At 46.6% G+C, this 16,063-nt stretch carries 11 protein-coding genes; 3 read left to right on the top strand and 8 right to left on the bottom strand.

The window, feature by feature from the left end:
- The first annotated feature begins 317 nt into the window (after positions 1-317).
- Positions 318-1,373 (top strand): hypothetical protein, encoded by a 1,056-nt coding sequence (locus tag ACMUEV_RS24735; protein WP_190647185.1) that lies wholly within the window; start codon positions 318-320, stop codon positions 1,371-1,373.
- A gap of 110 nt (positions 1,374-1,483) precedes the next feature.
- Here the strand turns inward: ACMUEV_RS24735 and ACMUEV_RS24730 are convergent, their stop codons facing one another.
- Positions 1,484-2,263, bottom strand: coding sequence for a TIGR01548 family HAD-type hydrolase (locus ACMUEV_RS24730; protein WP_190647187.1), 780 nt, complete (start codon positions 2,261-2,263; stop codon positions 1,484-1,486).
- Between the two features lie 55 nt (positions 2,264-2,318).
- On the opposite strand from ACMUEV_RS24730, the gene ACMUEV_RS24725 reads away from it, so the two are divergent.
- Positions 2,319-2,666 carry a 30S ribosomal protein PSRP-3 gene (locus ACMUEV_RS24725; RefSeq protein WP_071596143.1) on the top strand — a complete coding sequence of 116 codons (348 nt, stop codon included), beginning with the start codon at positions 2,319-2,321 and terminating at the stop codon, positions 2,664-2,666.
- Positions 2,667-2,914: 248 nt separating this feature from the next.
- Positions 2,915-5,203 (top strand): 1,4-alpha-glucan branching enzyme, encoded by a 2,289-nt coding sequence (gene glgB, locus ACMUEV_RS24720; protein WP_190647189.1) that lies wholly within the window; start codon positions 2,915-2,917, stop codon positions 5,201-5,203.
- Between the two features lie 8 nt (positions 5,204-5,211).
- Here the strand turns inward: glgB and ACMUEV_RS24715 are convergent, their stop codons facing one another.
- The 7 genes from ACMUEV_RS24715 to ACMUEV_RS24685 form a co-directional block, all read right to left on the bottom strand.
- Positions 5,212-5,754, bottom strand: a complete 543-nt coding sequence (locus ACMUEV_RS24715; protein WP_348251400.1) for a type II secretion system protein — start codon at positions 5,752-5,754, stop codon at positions 5,212-5,214.
- A gap of 92 nt (positions 5,755-5,846) precedes the next feature.
- Positions 5,847-6,431: a prepilin-type N-terminal cleavage/methylation domain-containing protein gene (locus tag ACMUEV_RS24710; protein WP_172410472.1), complete on the bottom strand. Its 585-nt coding sequence runs from the start codon at positions 6,429-6,431 to the stop codon at positions 5,847-5,849.
- A gap of 31 nt (positions 6,432-6,462) precedes the next feature.
- Positions 6,463-7,533 (bottom strand): PilW family protein, encoded by a 1,071-nt coding sequence (locus ACMUEV_RS24705; RefSeq protein WP_190647193.1) that lies wholly within the window; start codon positions 7,531-7,533, stop codon positions 6,463-6,465.
- A gap of 27 nt (positions 7,534-7,560) precedes the next feature.
- Positions 7,561-8,316: a type II secretion system protein gene (locus ACMUEV_RS24700; protein WP_348251401.1), complete on the bottom strand. Its 756-nt coding sequence runs from the start codon at positions 8,314-8,316 to the stop codon at positions 7,561-7,563.
- A 126-nt stretch (positions 8,317-8,442) separates the two neighbouring features.
- The gene (gene hpsA, locus ACMUEV_RS24695; protein ID WP_190647197.1) at positions 8,443-13,857 is read right to left on the bottom strand and encodes a hormogonium polysaccharide biosynthesis protein HpsA; all 5,415 of its coding nucleotides are present in this window, start codon (positions 13,855-13,857) and stop codon (positions 8,443-8,445) included.
- 588 nt (positions 13,858-14,445) lie between these two features.
- Positions 14,446-14,682 carry a 50S ribosomal protein L28 gene (gene rpmB, locus ACMUEV_RS24690; RefSeq protein WP_017286436.1) on the bottom strand — a complete coding sequence of 79 codons (237 nt, stop codon included), beginning with the start codon at positions 14,680-14,682 and terminating at the stop codon, positions 14,446-14,448.
- Between the two features lie 83 nt (positions 14,683-14,765).
- Positions 14,766-15,947, bottom strand: a complete 1,182-nt coding sequence (locus ACMUEV_RS24685) for an aspartate aminotransferase family protein (RefSeq protein ID WP_199329187.1) — start codon at positions 15,945-15,947, stop codon at positions 14,766-14,768.
- Positions 15,948-16,063 lie beyond the last annotated feature (116 nt).

The raw sequence follows: 16,063 nt of genomic DNA, 5'->3' as shown, positions 1-16,063 counted from the left end.
CTCCGTGCTCAACGTCGAATCAGAAGCAATGCGGTTTAACTCTATTCCTACCAAAATCAAGTGAATCTGTCTCAAGAACATGGCATAACACCCGGAAATACGATCGCTAATTCTGTTTACAATAAATAGCCATACCATCAGGAACCATGCTAGGGATTGACATTCCGCACCTGAATTCCGATGACCCGTCTCCAAGCAGTTTCGTCATATAGATCCCACTTGTTATGAGCAACGATAACCTCAACCATTCTCGATCCGCTCCCGTCCAATCTCAAACCGAGCAGATCGAGAATGGTTCCACCTCGCTTGAGGGAAAGATGCTGAGTGGTAGAGAAGGACAATATGCTATTCAGCATCAACTTCAAACTCGTCCTGGCGTGCGAACTTATGCAGGTAAAGATTTACAGACACAAACTCCAGTCATTATCAAAGAGTACTACTCCTTCTGGTGGACGATTTCCGACATTCAGCAAATCGAATTACAACTTGAACAGCTAGAAGCGATCGACTTTCACTGTGGGGGCGTTCAAGACTTTCGACTATTGGTTCCTCAAGAAAGTATTGCGTCTTCAAAAGATCATCGTTGCTATTTAGTTCTGAAATCGCCCCAATATCGACCGCGATCGTTGCGAAGTTATCTAGAAACACAAGACTATCTCCCGCCGAAAGTCGTTCACCATTTCCTCTCTCAAGTTTTACAAAGCCTCTGGTTTCTACATAGTCTGCCTCTTTATCTGGAAGACAGTGATGAGGTACAGAAAGGCATCGCTCACGGCAATTTAAACTTAGATAGCATTCTGATTGCGATTGATCCCGCGATTCAGAATACTCAAATCTCGCAGTTTCAAGTGTATCTACAGGATTTACAACTGTGGGAAGCGGCAATTTGGCATACGACTCAACCTCAAAGCCAACCCGCCTTCAAAATCAAAAAACAAAAGGATTTGCAAGATCTGGGTAAAATTGCGGCTCAACTGTTGCTCGGAGAACTTGATCTCCCAGAAGCTTGGAATCCGCTAAACGATCCACGTTGGCAAGACATCCCCCACGACCCCTTAAAGCAATTCATTCAACAACTGATTGGCTCAGAATCTTCCACTTTCTCTGGTGCAAAAGCTGCACGCAGTTGGCTGCTTTCAATTCCTGTTGACGTTGAAGCTTCTCCCACTCCATTCGAGGCAGATCCATTAACAGAAAGAAATTCGGTTCCCGAACTCGAAGAAGATATAGAAGAATCCGATGCCCCCCCGACTTATTTTAAGGTGGCATTCGCGATCGTCTTCTCTGCCCTCATTCTCAACATTGGTGTTCTCTGGATGAGAGGCGAACCTTTCAAAGCTCCAACGTTCAATCAGGTTGGAACCACCCGCTAATTCTCGATGGCTATTTCTTCTCTCGCCGCCCCTGAAATTGTTCAAAGAGCGGCATAAGACTGCCTAGCTGTTCTGCATCAGCGAGTGGACTGCACATTGTCAGAGTGCGTTCACACTTCACCAACTAACTCCCCTACAACTTCCGGTTTCAAATCCTGAACGTTATCCAAAACGATGTGCGCTCCTGCCTGCCTCAATGTCTCGCGATAATCATTCTTTCGTGTCTCCGTCTCCTGCACATGTGGCGGCAAAACGCCCACGGCAAACCACGATCGCGCATGATCTCTTTCCCTCGCCTGCGAGATCGTGTACATATCCGCCACCGTATCCCCGACATAAATCACCGGGCACTCACCACAATCCAGTCGTTCTAGGGTCAAAAACAACCCCGTCGGATCTGGCTTGCCGGGTGCATCCTCCATCGAAATCAATACAGGCTCTACCAACTCCAATCGCTGCTCAAGCACATACCGAGCCGATCCCTGAGTTGCTCCACTAAAAAAACCCCAAGCGATCCCTGCCTTCGTCAACGACTCCAAATAAGCGGCTTCTAGCAACAAAGGCTCCCCACAAATGTATCCATTCCAGTTCACCGGATCTGTACCTCGATACCGAGACTGAAAAAATTGCACGATCGTCGAATACGCTAATGTCGATTGCTCGCGCGCCAGCCCTTGCGCCTCAAAATGCCGGAAAATCAACTCTTGTGACGCTTCCCAATCATTATTCCAAACCCCCTCGCCCTTCAGCGCATCAATCTCCTGCGACGATGGACGAAATGCCCCATCGGTAAAATGTTCCACCGTATCCGCCAATGCTCGCCGATACGACCCGCTGACATCTCGCACAACCCCATCAATATCGAATACCACAGCCACCACAGTCTTCATCCCCCAGAATTCTTCTCAAGAGATTTCTTATCATCTATCAAAACAGTACGGTAGAATAGCTGATCGTAGTAATTTACGCTTGGGACTGCGCTGGAGGTCGGATTTGACAAAGTTTATTCTAAAAGTTCTGTGGCTCGACGAAAACGTTGCGCTGGCAGTCGATCAAGTGGTTGGAAAAGGCACTAGCCCGCTCACCTCTTATTTCTTCTGGCCCAGGAACGACGCATGGGAACAACTCAAGACTGAATTAGAGAAAAAGCACTGGATCTCAGAAGTCGATCGCGTTGAATTGCTGAATAAAGCAACCGAAGTGATCAACTATTGGCAAGAAGAAGGCAAAAACCGCCCCATGGCGGAAGCCCAATCGAAATTCCCAGAAGTTACCTTCACCGGTAGCGCCTGATCTCAGCCATCTCTAAACTGATCCTGATTAGAAAATAACTCCTAACTTCAACTCGCAAGTTAGGAGTTATTTTTAGAAATCACCGCAAATGCGCCAATTCTGTCTATGATTCAGAGGAAGCTTGTGACAAAAGAATTGTGGGTTTTACGATGATTTGCTACCGTTTATTACAGAATCTTTACATATAGAGTTTCAAAGTACAGATTTCTCACGGCTATACACAATTTTAATTTGAGGCAGGTAGCTTTATGTCGATGACGATCGCACCAGACCAGGTAGAGCGGATTGTATGGAACCAGCATCATGACCCATTTGAGGTGCTTGGTCCCCATGCAATCGAGCAAGATGGCAAAACCGTCTGGGTCGTGAGAGCCTACCAACCGAGTGCCGATTCTGTCTCAGTCATCCTGCCCGAATCTCGTACCGAGTACCCGATGCAATCGCTGCATCATCCGCATTTTTTTGAATGCACGATCGACGTGCCCGAACTCGCCAACTATCAACTTCGCCTCAAATCCGGAGATCGCGATCGCGTCATCCAGGACCCTTATGCCTTCCGCTCCCCCTTCCTGACTGACTTCGACCTTCACCTCTTCACCGAAGGCAATCACCACCGCATCTACGAAAAACTCGGTGCACACCTGACGACCCAAAATGGGATCGCTGGAGTCTACTTTGCTGTCTGGGCACCTAATGCCCGCAACGTCTCTGTTCTCGGCGACTTCAACAACTGGGACGGACGACAACATCAAATGCGCCGTGGCTCCACGGGAGTATGGGAACTCTTCATTCCCGAACTGACTGTTGGCGCTCACTACAAGTACGAGATCAAAAACCAAAACGGTCACATCTACGAAAAATCCGATCCCCACGGTTTCCAACAAGAAGTCCGTCCCAAAACTGCCTCGATTGTCACTGATCTCGATGACTACACCTGGCACGACGAAGACTGGCTCGAAAAACGTCGCCACACTGACCCCTTAACCAACCCAATCTCCGTCTACGAAGTGCATCTCGGCTCTTGGCTCCATGCCTCCTCTGCCGAACCTGCTCTTTTACCGAATGGCGAACCCTCTCCCCCTGTCATCGTGACCGACCTCAAGCCTGGGGCACGTTTCCTGACTTATCGCGAACTTGCTGACAAACTCATTCCTTACGTCAAAGAACTTGGCTTCACCCACATCGAACTTCTACCTATCGCCGAACATCCCTTTGATGGCTCTTGGGGTTATCAGGTTGTCGGACACTATGCCTGCACCTCCCGCTACGGAACCCCCCAAGATTTCATGTATTTTGTTGATCAGTGTCATCTTAACGGCATTGGTGTAATCGTTGATTGGGTTCCTGGTCACTTTCCCAAAGATGGACATGGGCTTGCCTTCTTTGACGGAACTCATCTCTACGAGCATGCCGACCCCCGCAAAGGTGAACATAAAGAATGGGGCACACTCGTCTTCAATTACGGTCGTAACGAAGTTCGCAACTATCTGGTTGCCAATGCACTCTTCTGGTTCGACAAATATCACATTGACGGAGTGCGAGTTGATGCCGTTGCATCAATGCTCTACCTCGACTACTGCCGCAAAGATGGAGAATGGGTTGCAAACCAATACGGTGGACGCGAGAATATCGAAGCAGCGGACTTCCTGCGTCAGATGAATCATCTTCTCTTCAGCTACTTCCCGGGTGCATTATCGATCGCTGAAGAATCTACATCCTGGCCCATGGTTTCCTGGCCAACCTACGTCGGCGGGCTAGGGTTCAATCTTAAATGGAATATGGGCTGGATGCATGACATGTTGGACTATTTCCACATGGATCCCTGGTTTCGCCAATTCCATCAAAACAATCTAACGTTCAGTATTTGGTACCACCACAGCGAGAACTTCATGCTGGCGCTTTCCCATGATGAAGTCGTTCATGGCAAAAGCAATATGATCGGCAAAATGCCTGGAGACGAATGGCAAAAATTTGCTAACCTTCGCTGTCTCTATGGATATATGTTCGCTCACCCTGGTAAAAAGACTCTATTCATGAGTATGGAATTTGCTCAATGGAACGAGTGGAACGTATGGGGTGATCTAGACTGGCATCTCCTCCAATACGAACCTCATCGCAAACTCAAGCATTTCTTTACTATTCTCAACTCTCTCTACCGATCTGAACCCTCTCTCTATGTCCAGGACTTTTCTGAAGCAGGCTTTGAGTGGATTGACTGTAGTGACAACCGTCATAGTGTTATATCTTTCATTCGCCGAGATAAAGATTCAGGCGATTTCATTGTTGCTGTCTGTAACTTTACCCCTCAACCTCACAGCCACTATCGAGTCGGTGTGCCTGAAGCGGGATTCTATACTGAACTCTTAAATACCGATGCTCGTGATTTTGGAGGTAGCAATATGGGGAATCTAGGCGGTAAATGGTCAGACGAATGGGCTTATCATAATCACCCTTATTCAATCGATCTCTGTCTCCCACCCCTATCTACACTGATTCTTAAACTCGATCGCCAAAAATCACGAACCCTAAGCTCCTGATAAACAGCTCATTCACAAGGGTTTCCTTGCCGATTGGGACGATTCTCTCCTAACCGAGTCGTCCCAAGTAAGTTAGAAACAAATACGCACCGTTTGCGTGAGCCACCAGATATAGGCAACAGTGTTACACGTCCACCGAGTCGCCCATTCGCTGCTGACAACTCGCCACGATGATTGAAGACCATCTTGTAGACATTGCTATCTTTGATCAATGTGGTGTCTGCATCCGCAAGCGAGAGCTTGACACCATGATTAAGAGTCTGCCAAGTTTGTGCCATAGGACTGGAATTCGCCGGATGTATCGCCCATTCAACCGGATAGTCTTGTCGCTTAAAACTTATTTGGTAATCAATATGCTTCTGTTTGGCTGTACTCTGTGCTTGCCGAAAAACGCTTTCCACCTGGCTTTGTGCTGAGGTTAACTGTTGATTGCTCAGCCATGCCAGCAAAGCTGGCGCTCCAATTACAGCTAGAATACCAGCAATCACTAGGACTATAACTGCTTCAAGCAATGTAAAACCATGCCTAGAAATCTTATTCCTACTCTTCATGAAAGCAATTTAATTCTTAAAATCTTGAAATACAGCTAAATTTAGGCTAGTCATCATAAATAATTGCCCTTAAATTTATTTAATATTGATGGTCACGATGTTCTATTAGGCGGGCACGCACTGTCTGATGCTTCTTCAGTTGCACCTAGCAAAGTTGTGACTCTAACACAGCGTCTTGGATTCGCGCTGCGAGTTGTCCCAATTGTCACTGTATAGAGTGGTTGATCTAGCGCTGCCGTTGGCAGATTAGTAGTGATAACACTGCCATAGATATTAAATATTAATGGAGGTGGAGAAGCAAAATCGCCTTGCGCCACTGAAAGCCTGAGTGCAGAAGCATCTCCTATATTTTCCCATGTCGTAATTTTTGTACGATCGACCACCGGAGCGTTAGTGTCGGAGATAGGAACAATAGCATATCTAAGTGATTGCCCAATTCGATTCTCAAACACGATTGCTTGAGCCACTTTTGTACGACTCGCTTTAGATTGAGCGTTCCGAATTGCTTGGGAAACCTGAGTTCGAGCGGCGCTGACACGCTGTTGGTTAACAAAGGCGACCCAATTGGGTGCAGCGATCGCAAACAATATGCCAGTGATGATGACGACCACTAAAATCTCAATCAATGTAAATCCATCTGTACTCGATCGTGAATTCAATACTCTTCGCCTTTTCATACCTTTAATCACCATTGATTTAGTGAGCGAACTATTCTGCTGCTTTATCCGTTACACCACGAGTCAGCACACGAGTTTCCAAAGAGATGGGGATAACGGGACGAGCTAGATTTACCCCAGCAACACCTGGTCTCCCAGCAGCATCACCTTGAATCCGAATGACCACCTCCTGGTTGAGTGCGCCTTTATTCTCAGTTCCTTTTACATAGACGTAAAAACCACGGGGCGGTTCGTTACTTGCCGAACTTTCTCGCCTTGGAGTTACTTCATATCCATTCAGAATTGGGGGCTGCGCCTTGTTGCCTGCTCCGTCATACAATCCAATTCGATCGACAAAATCTGTGAGAACAAAATTACTTGTCGTTCTACCAGGTCTACTAGCCTGTAGAGACAAAGGTGAAGATGCCGTTAATGTGGATATATTGAGTGGCCAGCTAAAGAAATTCGTTTCTTTGCTAACCGGATCGACCCATCCCGTGTTGATCTGAGGAGGAATTTGAGCACCACCTTGAGCAGTAAACTGCGGTAACTCATAGCGCCTAATCCTAGCACGACCGACTGCACCTGTTGTCTGTTCCGAATTTAGAGAATAAACAACAAGACTATACATTCGCCCTGACAGACAGGGAACTCCCCGAACCTCTGCTGGAAGATCTCGTGGATTAGCAAATCTATCTGCATTATTTTTGCAGCGATCTCTCAATATTTGAGGTAATGCATCAACTCGCCAAAATGCCAATACCGGAGTATTACTAGCGTTTTCAGAAATATTCTCGGGTAAATACCTCCCTAATCCAGGACACTCTAAAGTACTGCCTGTAGGGCGCTCAAGAAGGCAGTTACCGTCATATACATAAACTGCTTCTCGTACATCTCGTGCAATGTAATCAATAGCTGCCTGCAAATCTCTCTGGGTATCGCTTCGGGCAGCTTCTCGTGAGTTAGCCTGAATTAATTGAACGACCAGAACAAGCAGACCAGCCGAAATTATGCCTCCAATCACCATCGCAACGAGCAGCTCTAGCAATGTAAACCCACTGCGTTGAGTTTGGCGATAGAAAAAACGTAGCCAGGTGTGCTGTTGAAAGAATCCTCTAGACATAGTTTATCTACCCAGGGTTGACAATTTCTAGCAAATGCCAGTGAGTTGACCGTCTGCTGGTTGACACAGTTTTTGATAGAGTTCCAAATGACTGCCTTCAGTACTCCGAACGACTGTTGAGTATAAGACTGCTAAGGGGCGATCTAGTTGATTCCCCAATCCGTTCGTTGCTCGCAACGCAGCAGGCTCAGTTTTGCCTCTTCCAGCAAGTAATGCTGGCTCTGCCACAGCAGCGTATACGCGAACTCCCATGACAAATGCAGCAAGATTTTGAGTGCTTCTACCCTGGAACTGATTTCCCTGCTGATCTAGACCTTGGCTACGAAAAGTCTGCATCAGATAATCTGCAATACAGTCGCCGTTGGTATCTACTCGGATGAAAGCATTGATTGAACGAGATGGAGTGCCGTTCCAAGTAGATCCATTTGAAGTTATGTCATCATTGCCGCTCGTTCCAGTACCACAATCACGGGTCGAGATAACTTTTTTGCCTGATGCTTCTGTATTAGGTGCAGCAGGAAAATTACTCGAAGTTCGCTTTCTTACATCTGATTCTGTTGCACCTGCTGAGTAGGGAGGAAGTAGATTAAATTGAGCAATTTTCACTTCATTCCTCTCCACTAGGACGCGGACTCGATCAACCTCTCCTTGAGCAACCTTTAGAGCTTGCTCTGCACGCTGAGTTTGAACACGCGTTGCAACTGCCCAAAAAATAGGAGGTGAGATGCTAACAACCGTAATTGAAATAATTACAATTGCAAGTAATCCTTCAATGAGAGTCAAGCCTTGCTCAGCATTTGAGTGCTGTAGATTTTTTCGATACAACCTTAGCATTTGCCTTAGCTGTACGGAACTGAATGAGCAGTGCTTGATCAGCTGGTAATTCTGCAGCATTTTGGTCTCTCCTCATTATTTAGGACAGTTCGTTGAAAGGCTAAAAGCCGTTTTTGCTGCATCGCAAAGAGATGTAATGTAGGGATCATTTGCAGGTGGCTCAACGTAAAACTCACTGCGACTACTGCTTGGGCTTATGAAGCGAGATGCTGCTGGTCCCGCAGCGCTGAATTGAAGACCTACATCATAGCCCCAAAAACGGTTGGGAGGGACATAGTAAGCTATGTTCTCTCTATCCACATTAGTCGTATCTGACGGCTCTAGATTTTCGAGTTCAAAGGGGGCAGTGGCATAGTTCGTATACTGGAGCTGAATGAAAGAGCCTGCAAAATTTAGGGCTGTCTTATCCCAACTCTCAAGGAATCGTGGGAAGTTCTGCAAACCCCCATAGCCTTGCTTTAGACGAGAAGGATTAATTCCACTGACAATAATCGAATTGATGCGAGATGCCGCTGCTGGAATGAGTTCTCTACCGGAGCTATCAGTGCCATATCTGAAATATGGATTAGAAAACGCGACGTTGTACGGAACAGGCGGCAGCAGTTCATCACGTTTCGGAGTTGAGTTTTGTACTGGGGTTAGCTCTGGAAGTGAAGAGTCTTTCGGATCTCTTGGTGCACCAGTGGTGTCTCTAGGACGAGCTACAAGAGGTTGACCAGCTCGCGAAATCTTGACTGGAGCTGCAAAATCGACCCAGTTACCATCGCTATAGTTGTTTGAACTGCTTCGACGAGGGGCGGTTGCATTGTATCGCGAGTTTTCTCGTACCCAGTCCCATCCACTGTCACGAGTTCCGTCTATCTTTCTACCTAGATTGGCTGAAGGACGATTCTGATTATGGAAAGAGGTAAATCTTGCGCTTTGACAACCGGGATCGAATAATCCTCTGTTAGGTTGATGATAGTACGAGCGATCTGAACTCATCTGACTAAAGCTAGCGCTATCAAAATCAGGAACTGGATAGGAAGACCCTGTAAAGCCTGAGTTTCTGATGCTGTTTGGAATGAACTGTACAAACATATCGGAGATCGTACCATCGCAGAAGTTTTCTGATAAAAACGAAATACTATCTGCCAAAATCTCTGTGGGTCGCCAGCGATCACTATTGGGAGCTGCGAATCGGGAATCGCGCTTAGCGCGAGTAGAGTAGAACTGGTTCGGGTTGTACGTCGCACTATTGGGTAATGGTACGTCAAACTCTTCTAATCTTGTACCCAGCGTATCGTCTGCTCCATCTTGATGGAGGTTAAAGTCTCCTTCAATGTAAGTAGGTTGATCTGTAAACAGAGATAGACCACGATTGTTATCTACTGCATCCACAATGACTCCTTCAAAACTGCGGTTTCGCATAAGCTGCACACCATTCCGTAAGCGGAAGCCGTGGACACGACGATCAGGATCAGGATATTCATCAATCGTTTTGATAGACTTTCCATTGCTCTTGATAGGTGGATCAACAGGGTTTGCAGGATCGCGTAAATTCATTTTGCAGTCTGTCCCTGTGCATGATGGTCGAGAGATAGCATCTTCTCGAACTGCATCCTCACGGAAAGCGTAAACGATGCCGCTGAGTGGTAGCCAAGTATTATTCTTTGAACCAACTCTTGTGCTCCGAAGCATTCCCAAATCGATATCTAGAGTTCGAGCTAGCATTAACTGACGACCATCGAAAAAGGCACGATCAAGGAATGGAACTGCAATTGTATCTAACTCATTCACATTACCTGCTTTGGGAATTAGAACTAGGTTCGTTGAGTAATTCGCTCGAGTATTACTATTAGGAGAAGCTTCCAGAGAACGAACACTACTGGGCGGAAGATAGGGAAGTTTCCACTTGTCTAATGCTCTAGGTGTTAGCGCGACATCTGCAACAGAGTAATCTTCAATCGGAAAAACTTGCTGTGTGCTAGGTCTCCGACTGAGGAGACTATCAGATGGCGTTGCTGGGAAAGAGACACTTGGATGACCTGCTCTTCCCAGAGCTTTCGTATCGCTGATGCGCTTGAACTGAGATTTCATGCTTGCAATATACTGATCCTGCGCTGGAGAAGCTTCTCCATTTCCAATGTAAGGTTCTCGAAGAGGTTGCGCGTGGTTGTATCCTGTAGTTGTTTCTCCATCGTGATCATGAGTCACTTCTGGGAAGAGATAGTAAAGTGATGGAAATTTGGGTAGAACGGTATTCCCACTGTCGCTAATTGTTCCACAAAGTCGTGACAGAGCTAGCCGATATTGAGAAAAACGAGTTCGTGTAAGGTCGTCGGTTGAACGAGCATAAGTAGGAAAATCGGTAGATGGAGCAGAACTCAGCCTGCCTGCGGCTAGAACAGTTGAAGCTTTCTGCTGGAGTGAGGACGAAGTTCTGTCAATGCTTAGAACTAGGTCATCACCGTTAAGTGTAAATTGATCAGGGTCGCAAGCAGCGGGCAAACGTTGGAATTTATTGCTAGTCGCATCTGGATCTGCCGCGAAACCTGGAGTAATGACAGCGTACTCCCCAAATATTGGCGATTCTTGGAATCCAAAAGTACGATCGCGGCGGATTTGATGATTCAGCATAATCATTTCTGCCATACGCATCTCGTCCATGAATTGTTGGCTATCAGGCGCAAGATTTTTCCCGCTTGAAGACAGTAGATATGCTCGCAAAGCACCAATAAAAGCTTCTGGAGGAACTGATTGATAGTCCTTAAGACGATATTGTTCGAGTTTAGCGGTGTTCGTGGCTGCTGAATAGTCGTAAGTTCTCAGGCGTTCTTTAGGAAGAACTTCTGGATTATTACGGGCTATTTCTCCATCCATGAGCAGCCGTAGATCATCTGCCAATACTGCCATCACCCTTCTCGTGGATCCAGAAAGCGATCTATCATTTGACGGATTGCTGGGATCAAATTTCTGAATTTCATTAATGTTGTAAGCCAACATCCCGATCGTACAAGCTGCTGTTTGCAAATAAGTTTTATCTGCGATGCTTAAACCGTCATATCCCTTAGTTCCAACATCAGCTAGCGCTCGTTTCAAACTTGAGAAATCCCCCCACATTGATAATTTTGGATAGGGGTGAATGATTGTGTCATTCGGTGTTGGTGGAAATGCTCCAGTTTTGGGATTGCCGCTGGAATCTTTTTCGTTTGGATTGTAGTCTCCTGCAAAATTTGCGAGGTTGTCTAGTGCTTTGCGTAGAGGACTATCTGTATTCTCGATCGCTGCTTTAAATCCACTAGCACTTCCGCCTGGAGTATCAAATTCCCAACCGTTTGTGCCCATACCTGTAAAGAAATTGGTCAGGAGAGAGCCATCAGTTGTTTCATCTGTACCTTTAAATCCAAAAGGTTTAAAGATGAGCGACTGGCGGAGAGTCAGCAGCGTACCAGGATGAGATGTTGTTGCAAGACATGCGACTGGGTAGTCTTTCCCATTCTCATCAGATGCAGAATGATAAATCGCTGTGCTTTGAACAGAAGAGAGATTATCTCTCAAAGTGCGACGGTGTAAGTCAATGTGAGAAAGCCGCCCAGTTGATGTCGCAGGATATGGTTTAACTGTTGCTGGATAAAGGGGATCGCCTTCATGCTCGTATACATTCTGGTCGATAAATTTGCCAGAAGTACCACCAGGATTGCCAACATAGCCATTTTTATCTTTGTCGTCTGGAGCATACCAAGTAAACAAATTACCAAGTTCCAGACGTTGCCCGACGATAATTCGCATCCCTACTGAGCGTGCCCGACGCTCCCAATAGCCATCTAGACCTACATTGGCTGCATCTTTGTCAGCGGCATCTGGTTCATTCTTGAGCAGTGCTGATTTATTTGATGGGATGGGCTTCCCAAAATCTCCAGACGGGACGGTTTCTTTTGCATACTTTGGCTTGGGACCCCAGCGATCGTCAGCACGATATAAATCGTCTACATAGGGAGCAGGTTGAGAACTAGCATATATACGCTGATCAACCTTTTTTGGAGGCGAATCGGTAGTAAAACCAAAGGCCGGGAGATCCTTATTTTTAAGATTCAGGTATGGCTCGCTTCGATTATTACGAACATTTTTGGTTACGCCTGTAGGGGGAGCAACATTCGTATATCCATCTTCTGTTAGCACAACCTCAGGGTCAATTGTAATATCAATTGGATTTGATGCTTGACTTGAGGCTGTATCTTTGTTGAGTGTCGCCCAGGTTGCCCTATTAGTTGGTGTATCAGTGTGGAGGTGGATGACAGCGCTATCGTCAGTTCCTTGGTTAGTCCCATCTTTCACGACTCCAGCAGCAACTAGACCCAGTAAATCTCGATTCGTTTCTCCAGATTCTGGAACTACGTTTGTGACTGTAATTTCCGATGAATCAGGATAGTATAAACAGGATGCAGGCGCGCTAATCAAGTAGGCTGTAAAGTTCTTATTCCCAACGATTAAACTGCCTTCGGTGTGCATCGCACCGTTCCAATTAAATGTAGCGCCCGGGTAAATCTCCAAATCGTGACGGAACCAAGCTCCCCATTTGTTGCCGCGATCGATTTGGCGATCTTGAACAAATTCCAAAGTCGCCTTGGTATCTTTTGAGTTGCCAGGAATGACTAGAGCATCAACTTGGAAGTTTTTACGCAGAATTGCACTACTGACTTTGTCGTCAAACCATCCGTCTGGCCCTGATGCGGATGTGTTTGCAGAACTAATGCTGCATCCTAGCGCTCCATCGGCTCTGAGTGGAGCTTGCCGAACGTACATATCTTTCGCTTTGTCAGCATCGCTCATTTTCAATAAGCGAGTTGCAATCGTCTCAATTGTGCTAGTTCTTCCTGTGCCAACTGTTTGTGCAGGAGGAGTGTTTAGAATGATTGAATAGATTGTAGTAGAGTCTTTAGAACTATCAATCTTCCCATCACCATCAGTGTCTGTTTGAAAAGCCCAAACGTTTTGAGCTTTGCCATCTTTAAAGATGCGACGCTCATCGGGAAAGGTATAAGGATCAATGGTTGGTTTACCGTCTTTGTCTGCTATCCGAAGAGTGCTAAAGTCTCTGCTATCGCGGTCTTTCCCATTGTTAAGCAGCATTGCTTCTAAAACGGTTTGTGCAGGCACACCGCTGGGAAGTCGAGTATCTTTTGTAGAGTCAAAGAGGAACTCCAGTTTGGAGCGAGCGCGATCAATTGCTGGAGTTGCAGCGTTATAGATAACGCGTTGTTGTGCTTCTCCAATCACTTGGACATTGCGATTATAGGCACGGAACGTCAGTGCTCCGACAGTGAGCGCTACGACCAAAATCAACAGAACTGTTGTTGGCAAGATGAAGCCTGCTGTTGAGAGATTGCCTCGCCGTTGATATAGCAAAACATAGCGGAGAAGGCGATTAACAAAGGTCTTTGTAATCTTGCGGTAGAGACTTCCAAGACGGTGAAAGAAACCCTGGAGATTAAGTTTGTGATTTGACATAGCTGCTGAGTTGGCAGAAAAAAGTGACGATCGTGCGGTACTCGATCGGAAGGGGAATTCACGATCGCAGATGAGCATTCACAGGGGCAACTAATGCTAAATCGACGAAACCTACTAGTTTAGATATCGTCCAATATTTGCCCGTGGAATAGTCAAGTCAGAGCTTTGTAACTTTGTCAAAACTCTATACTTTGGTGGAGCTTTCTCTACTGTCTTCATAATTGAAAGCAGAGTCAACCGAGAAGACACGCGCTCAAATCGAACGAAGTTGAGACAGTTCCGATAAGCTACGGAAAAACTCAGATAAGCCCTAGGTAGATTGCGGAGATTGTCCCGAATTCTGGGTTGAAGAAGAAAGCGAGGGAAGTGGATGCAGGTATGTTACCCATTTCATTGAGGATGACTACCAGGGATTGAAGAATTAGTGGATGAAAAATAAAACTGGAGTTGAGCTATTCGTTGCTCAACTCCAGTTTACAAAGTATAGACATTACCGCAAGAACACCTAAAATCAGCGATCGGAGGGTCAATTTTTGTCTTACAAGAATTGACGATTGCGAATTAGTCTATCGGGTTTTGGCAGATGAATTACAGGCGGCTGAGATCGATTCCAGCTTCTTTGGCAAAAGCGTCTAGGCTCTTGTGCTCCAGAGTTTTGATTGCCTTAGTTGAAAGACGTAGTTTGACCCAGCGTTTCCCACTTTCCCACCAAATTCTTTTGACTTGCAGGTTTGCTTCTTGTAATTTTTTCGTGCGACGGTGGGAGTGGGATACTGCCATTGCGTTGTTGGCTTTCTTGCCAGTCAGTTGACATCGACGTGCCATAGTTTGGTCTCCGATTGATTCTAGATTAGGATTTCTCACAGCCTTCTATTATATGCAATTGAGGGCTTTTGGCAAAAGTGAGATTAGTTTAGAGTCGTGAGGGCACGATCGACCGCCGCGATCGCGCGATCGATTTCTTCAGAAGTGACGATAAGCGGCGGGACGAATCGCAAGACTTTTGGGCCTGCGGGGACGAGAAGAACGCCTTCCTCGATGGCGATTTTGACGATGTCGGCTGCAGTGAAAGTGCTGTCGGAACTGAGTTCTAGACCGTCAATGAGTCCCCAGCCGCGAACGTCGGAGATTAAATGAGGAAATTTTTGGGCGAGTTGGATAAGTCCTGAACGGAGTTGTTCGCCACGAGCTTGGACGTTTGCCAGAAGATTTTCGCGTTCGAGTGTGTGGCAGACAGCAAGAGCAACAGCACAGGCAAAGGGATTACCGCCAAACGTGCTGGCGTGATCTCCTGCGCTGAAGACATTGCAATGAGATTTGCAGAGCATTGCACCAATGGGAACTCCGCCACCCAGACCTTTCGCAGATGTGAAAATGTCAGGTTCGATATCGAGATTTTCGTAACCCCAAAGTTTACCGCTGCGACCCATGCCGACTTGGACTTCGTCCATGATTAGGAGAATGCCTTTTTCGTCGCAGAGTTGGCGAACGGTTTGGAAATAGGCGCGATCGCCAGGACGAACTCCTCCTTCACCTTGTAAACCTTCGAGCATAATTGCTGCGACTTGAGGTTCGTTGCGATCGAGATTCGCGATCGCGCTCTTTAGCGCTTCAACGTCATTGTAGGGAACGTAATGAAACCCAGGGACTAGGGGATCAAAGTTTTGTTGATATTTGGGCTGTCCAGTGGCGGTAATGGTAGCAAGGGTGCGCCCGTGGAAACTCGCGTTCGCGGTGATGATGATGGGATGAGTAATGTTACGGACTGTGTGAGCGTATTTGCGGGCAAGTTTGATGGCAGCTTCGTTGGCTTCAGCGCCGGAATTACAGAAGAAAGCGCGATCAGCACATGAATGCTCAACGAGCCATTTGGCGAGGTCACCTTGAGGGGTGTTGTAATAGAGATTGGAAATATGGACAAGAGTTTGAGCTTGTTCGGTGACGGCTGCAATCATCGCGGGATGAGCGTGACCGAGAGTGCAGGTGGCAATTCCAGCGACGAAATCCAGATATTCTCGTCCTTGGTCGTCCCAAACTCGGCAGCCTGACCCACGCACAAGGGTTAGGGGAAAGCGGGCGTAAGTAGACATGACGTATTCGTCGAATTCTGCGCTGGAGAAGGGGGAGGATTTTACAAGGGTTTCTGGACTCACTGGCTTTTATCCTTGAATTTGGGGTGAAAAGAACATATTAATAGAAGTCTTTC

It is taken from the genome of Leptolyngbya sp. FACHB-1624 (genome assembly GCF_047649235.1).
Lineage (GTDB): Bacteria > Cyanobacteriota > Cyanobacteriia > Leptolyngbyales > Leptolyngbyaceae > Leptolyngbya > Leptolyngbya boryana.
The sequence above is the reverse complement of the archived record's forward strand: the minus strand, read 5'-3'. Positions and strand labels throughout refer to the sequence as shown.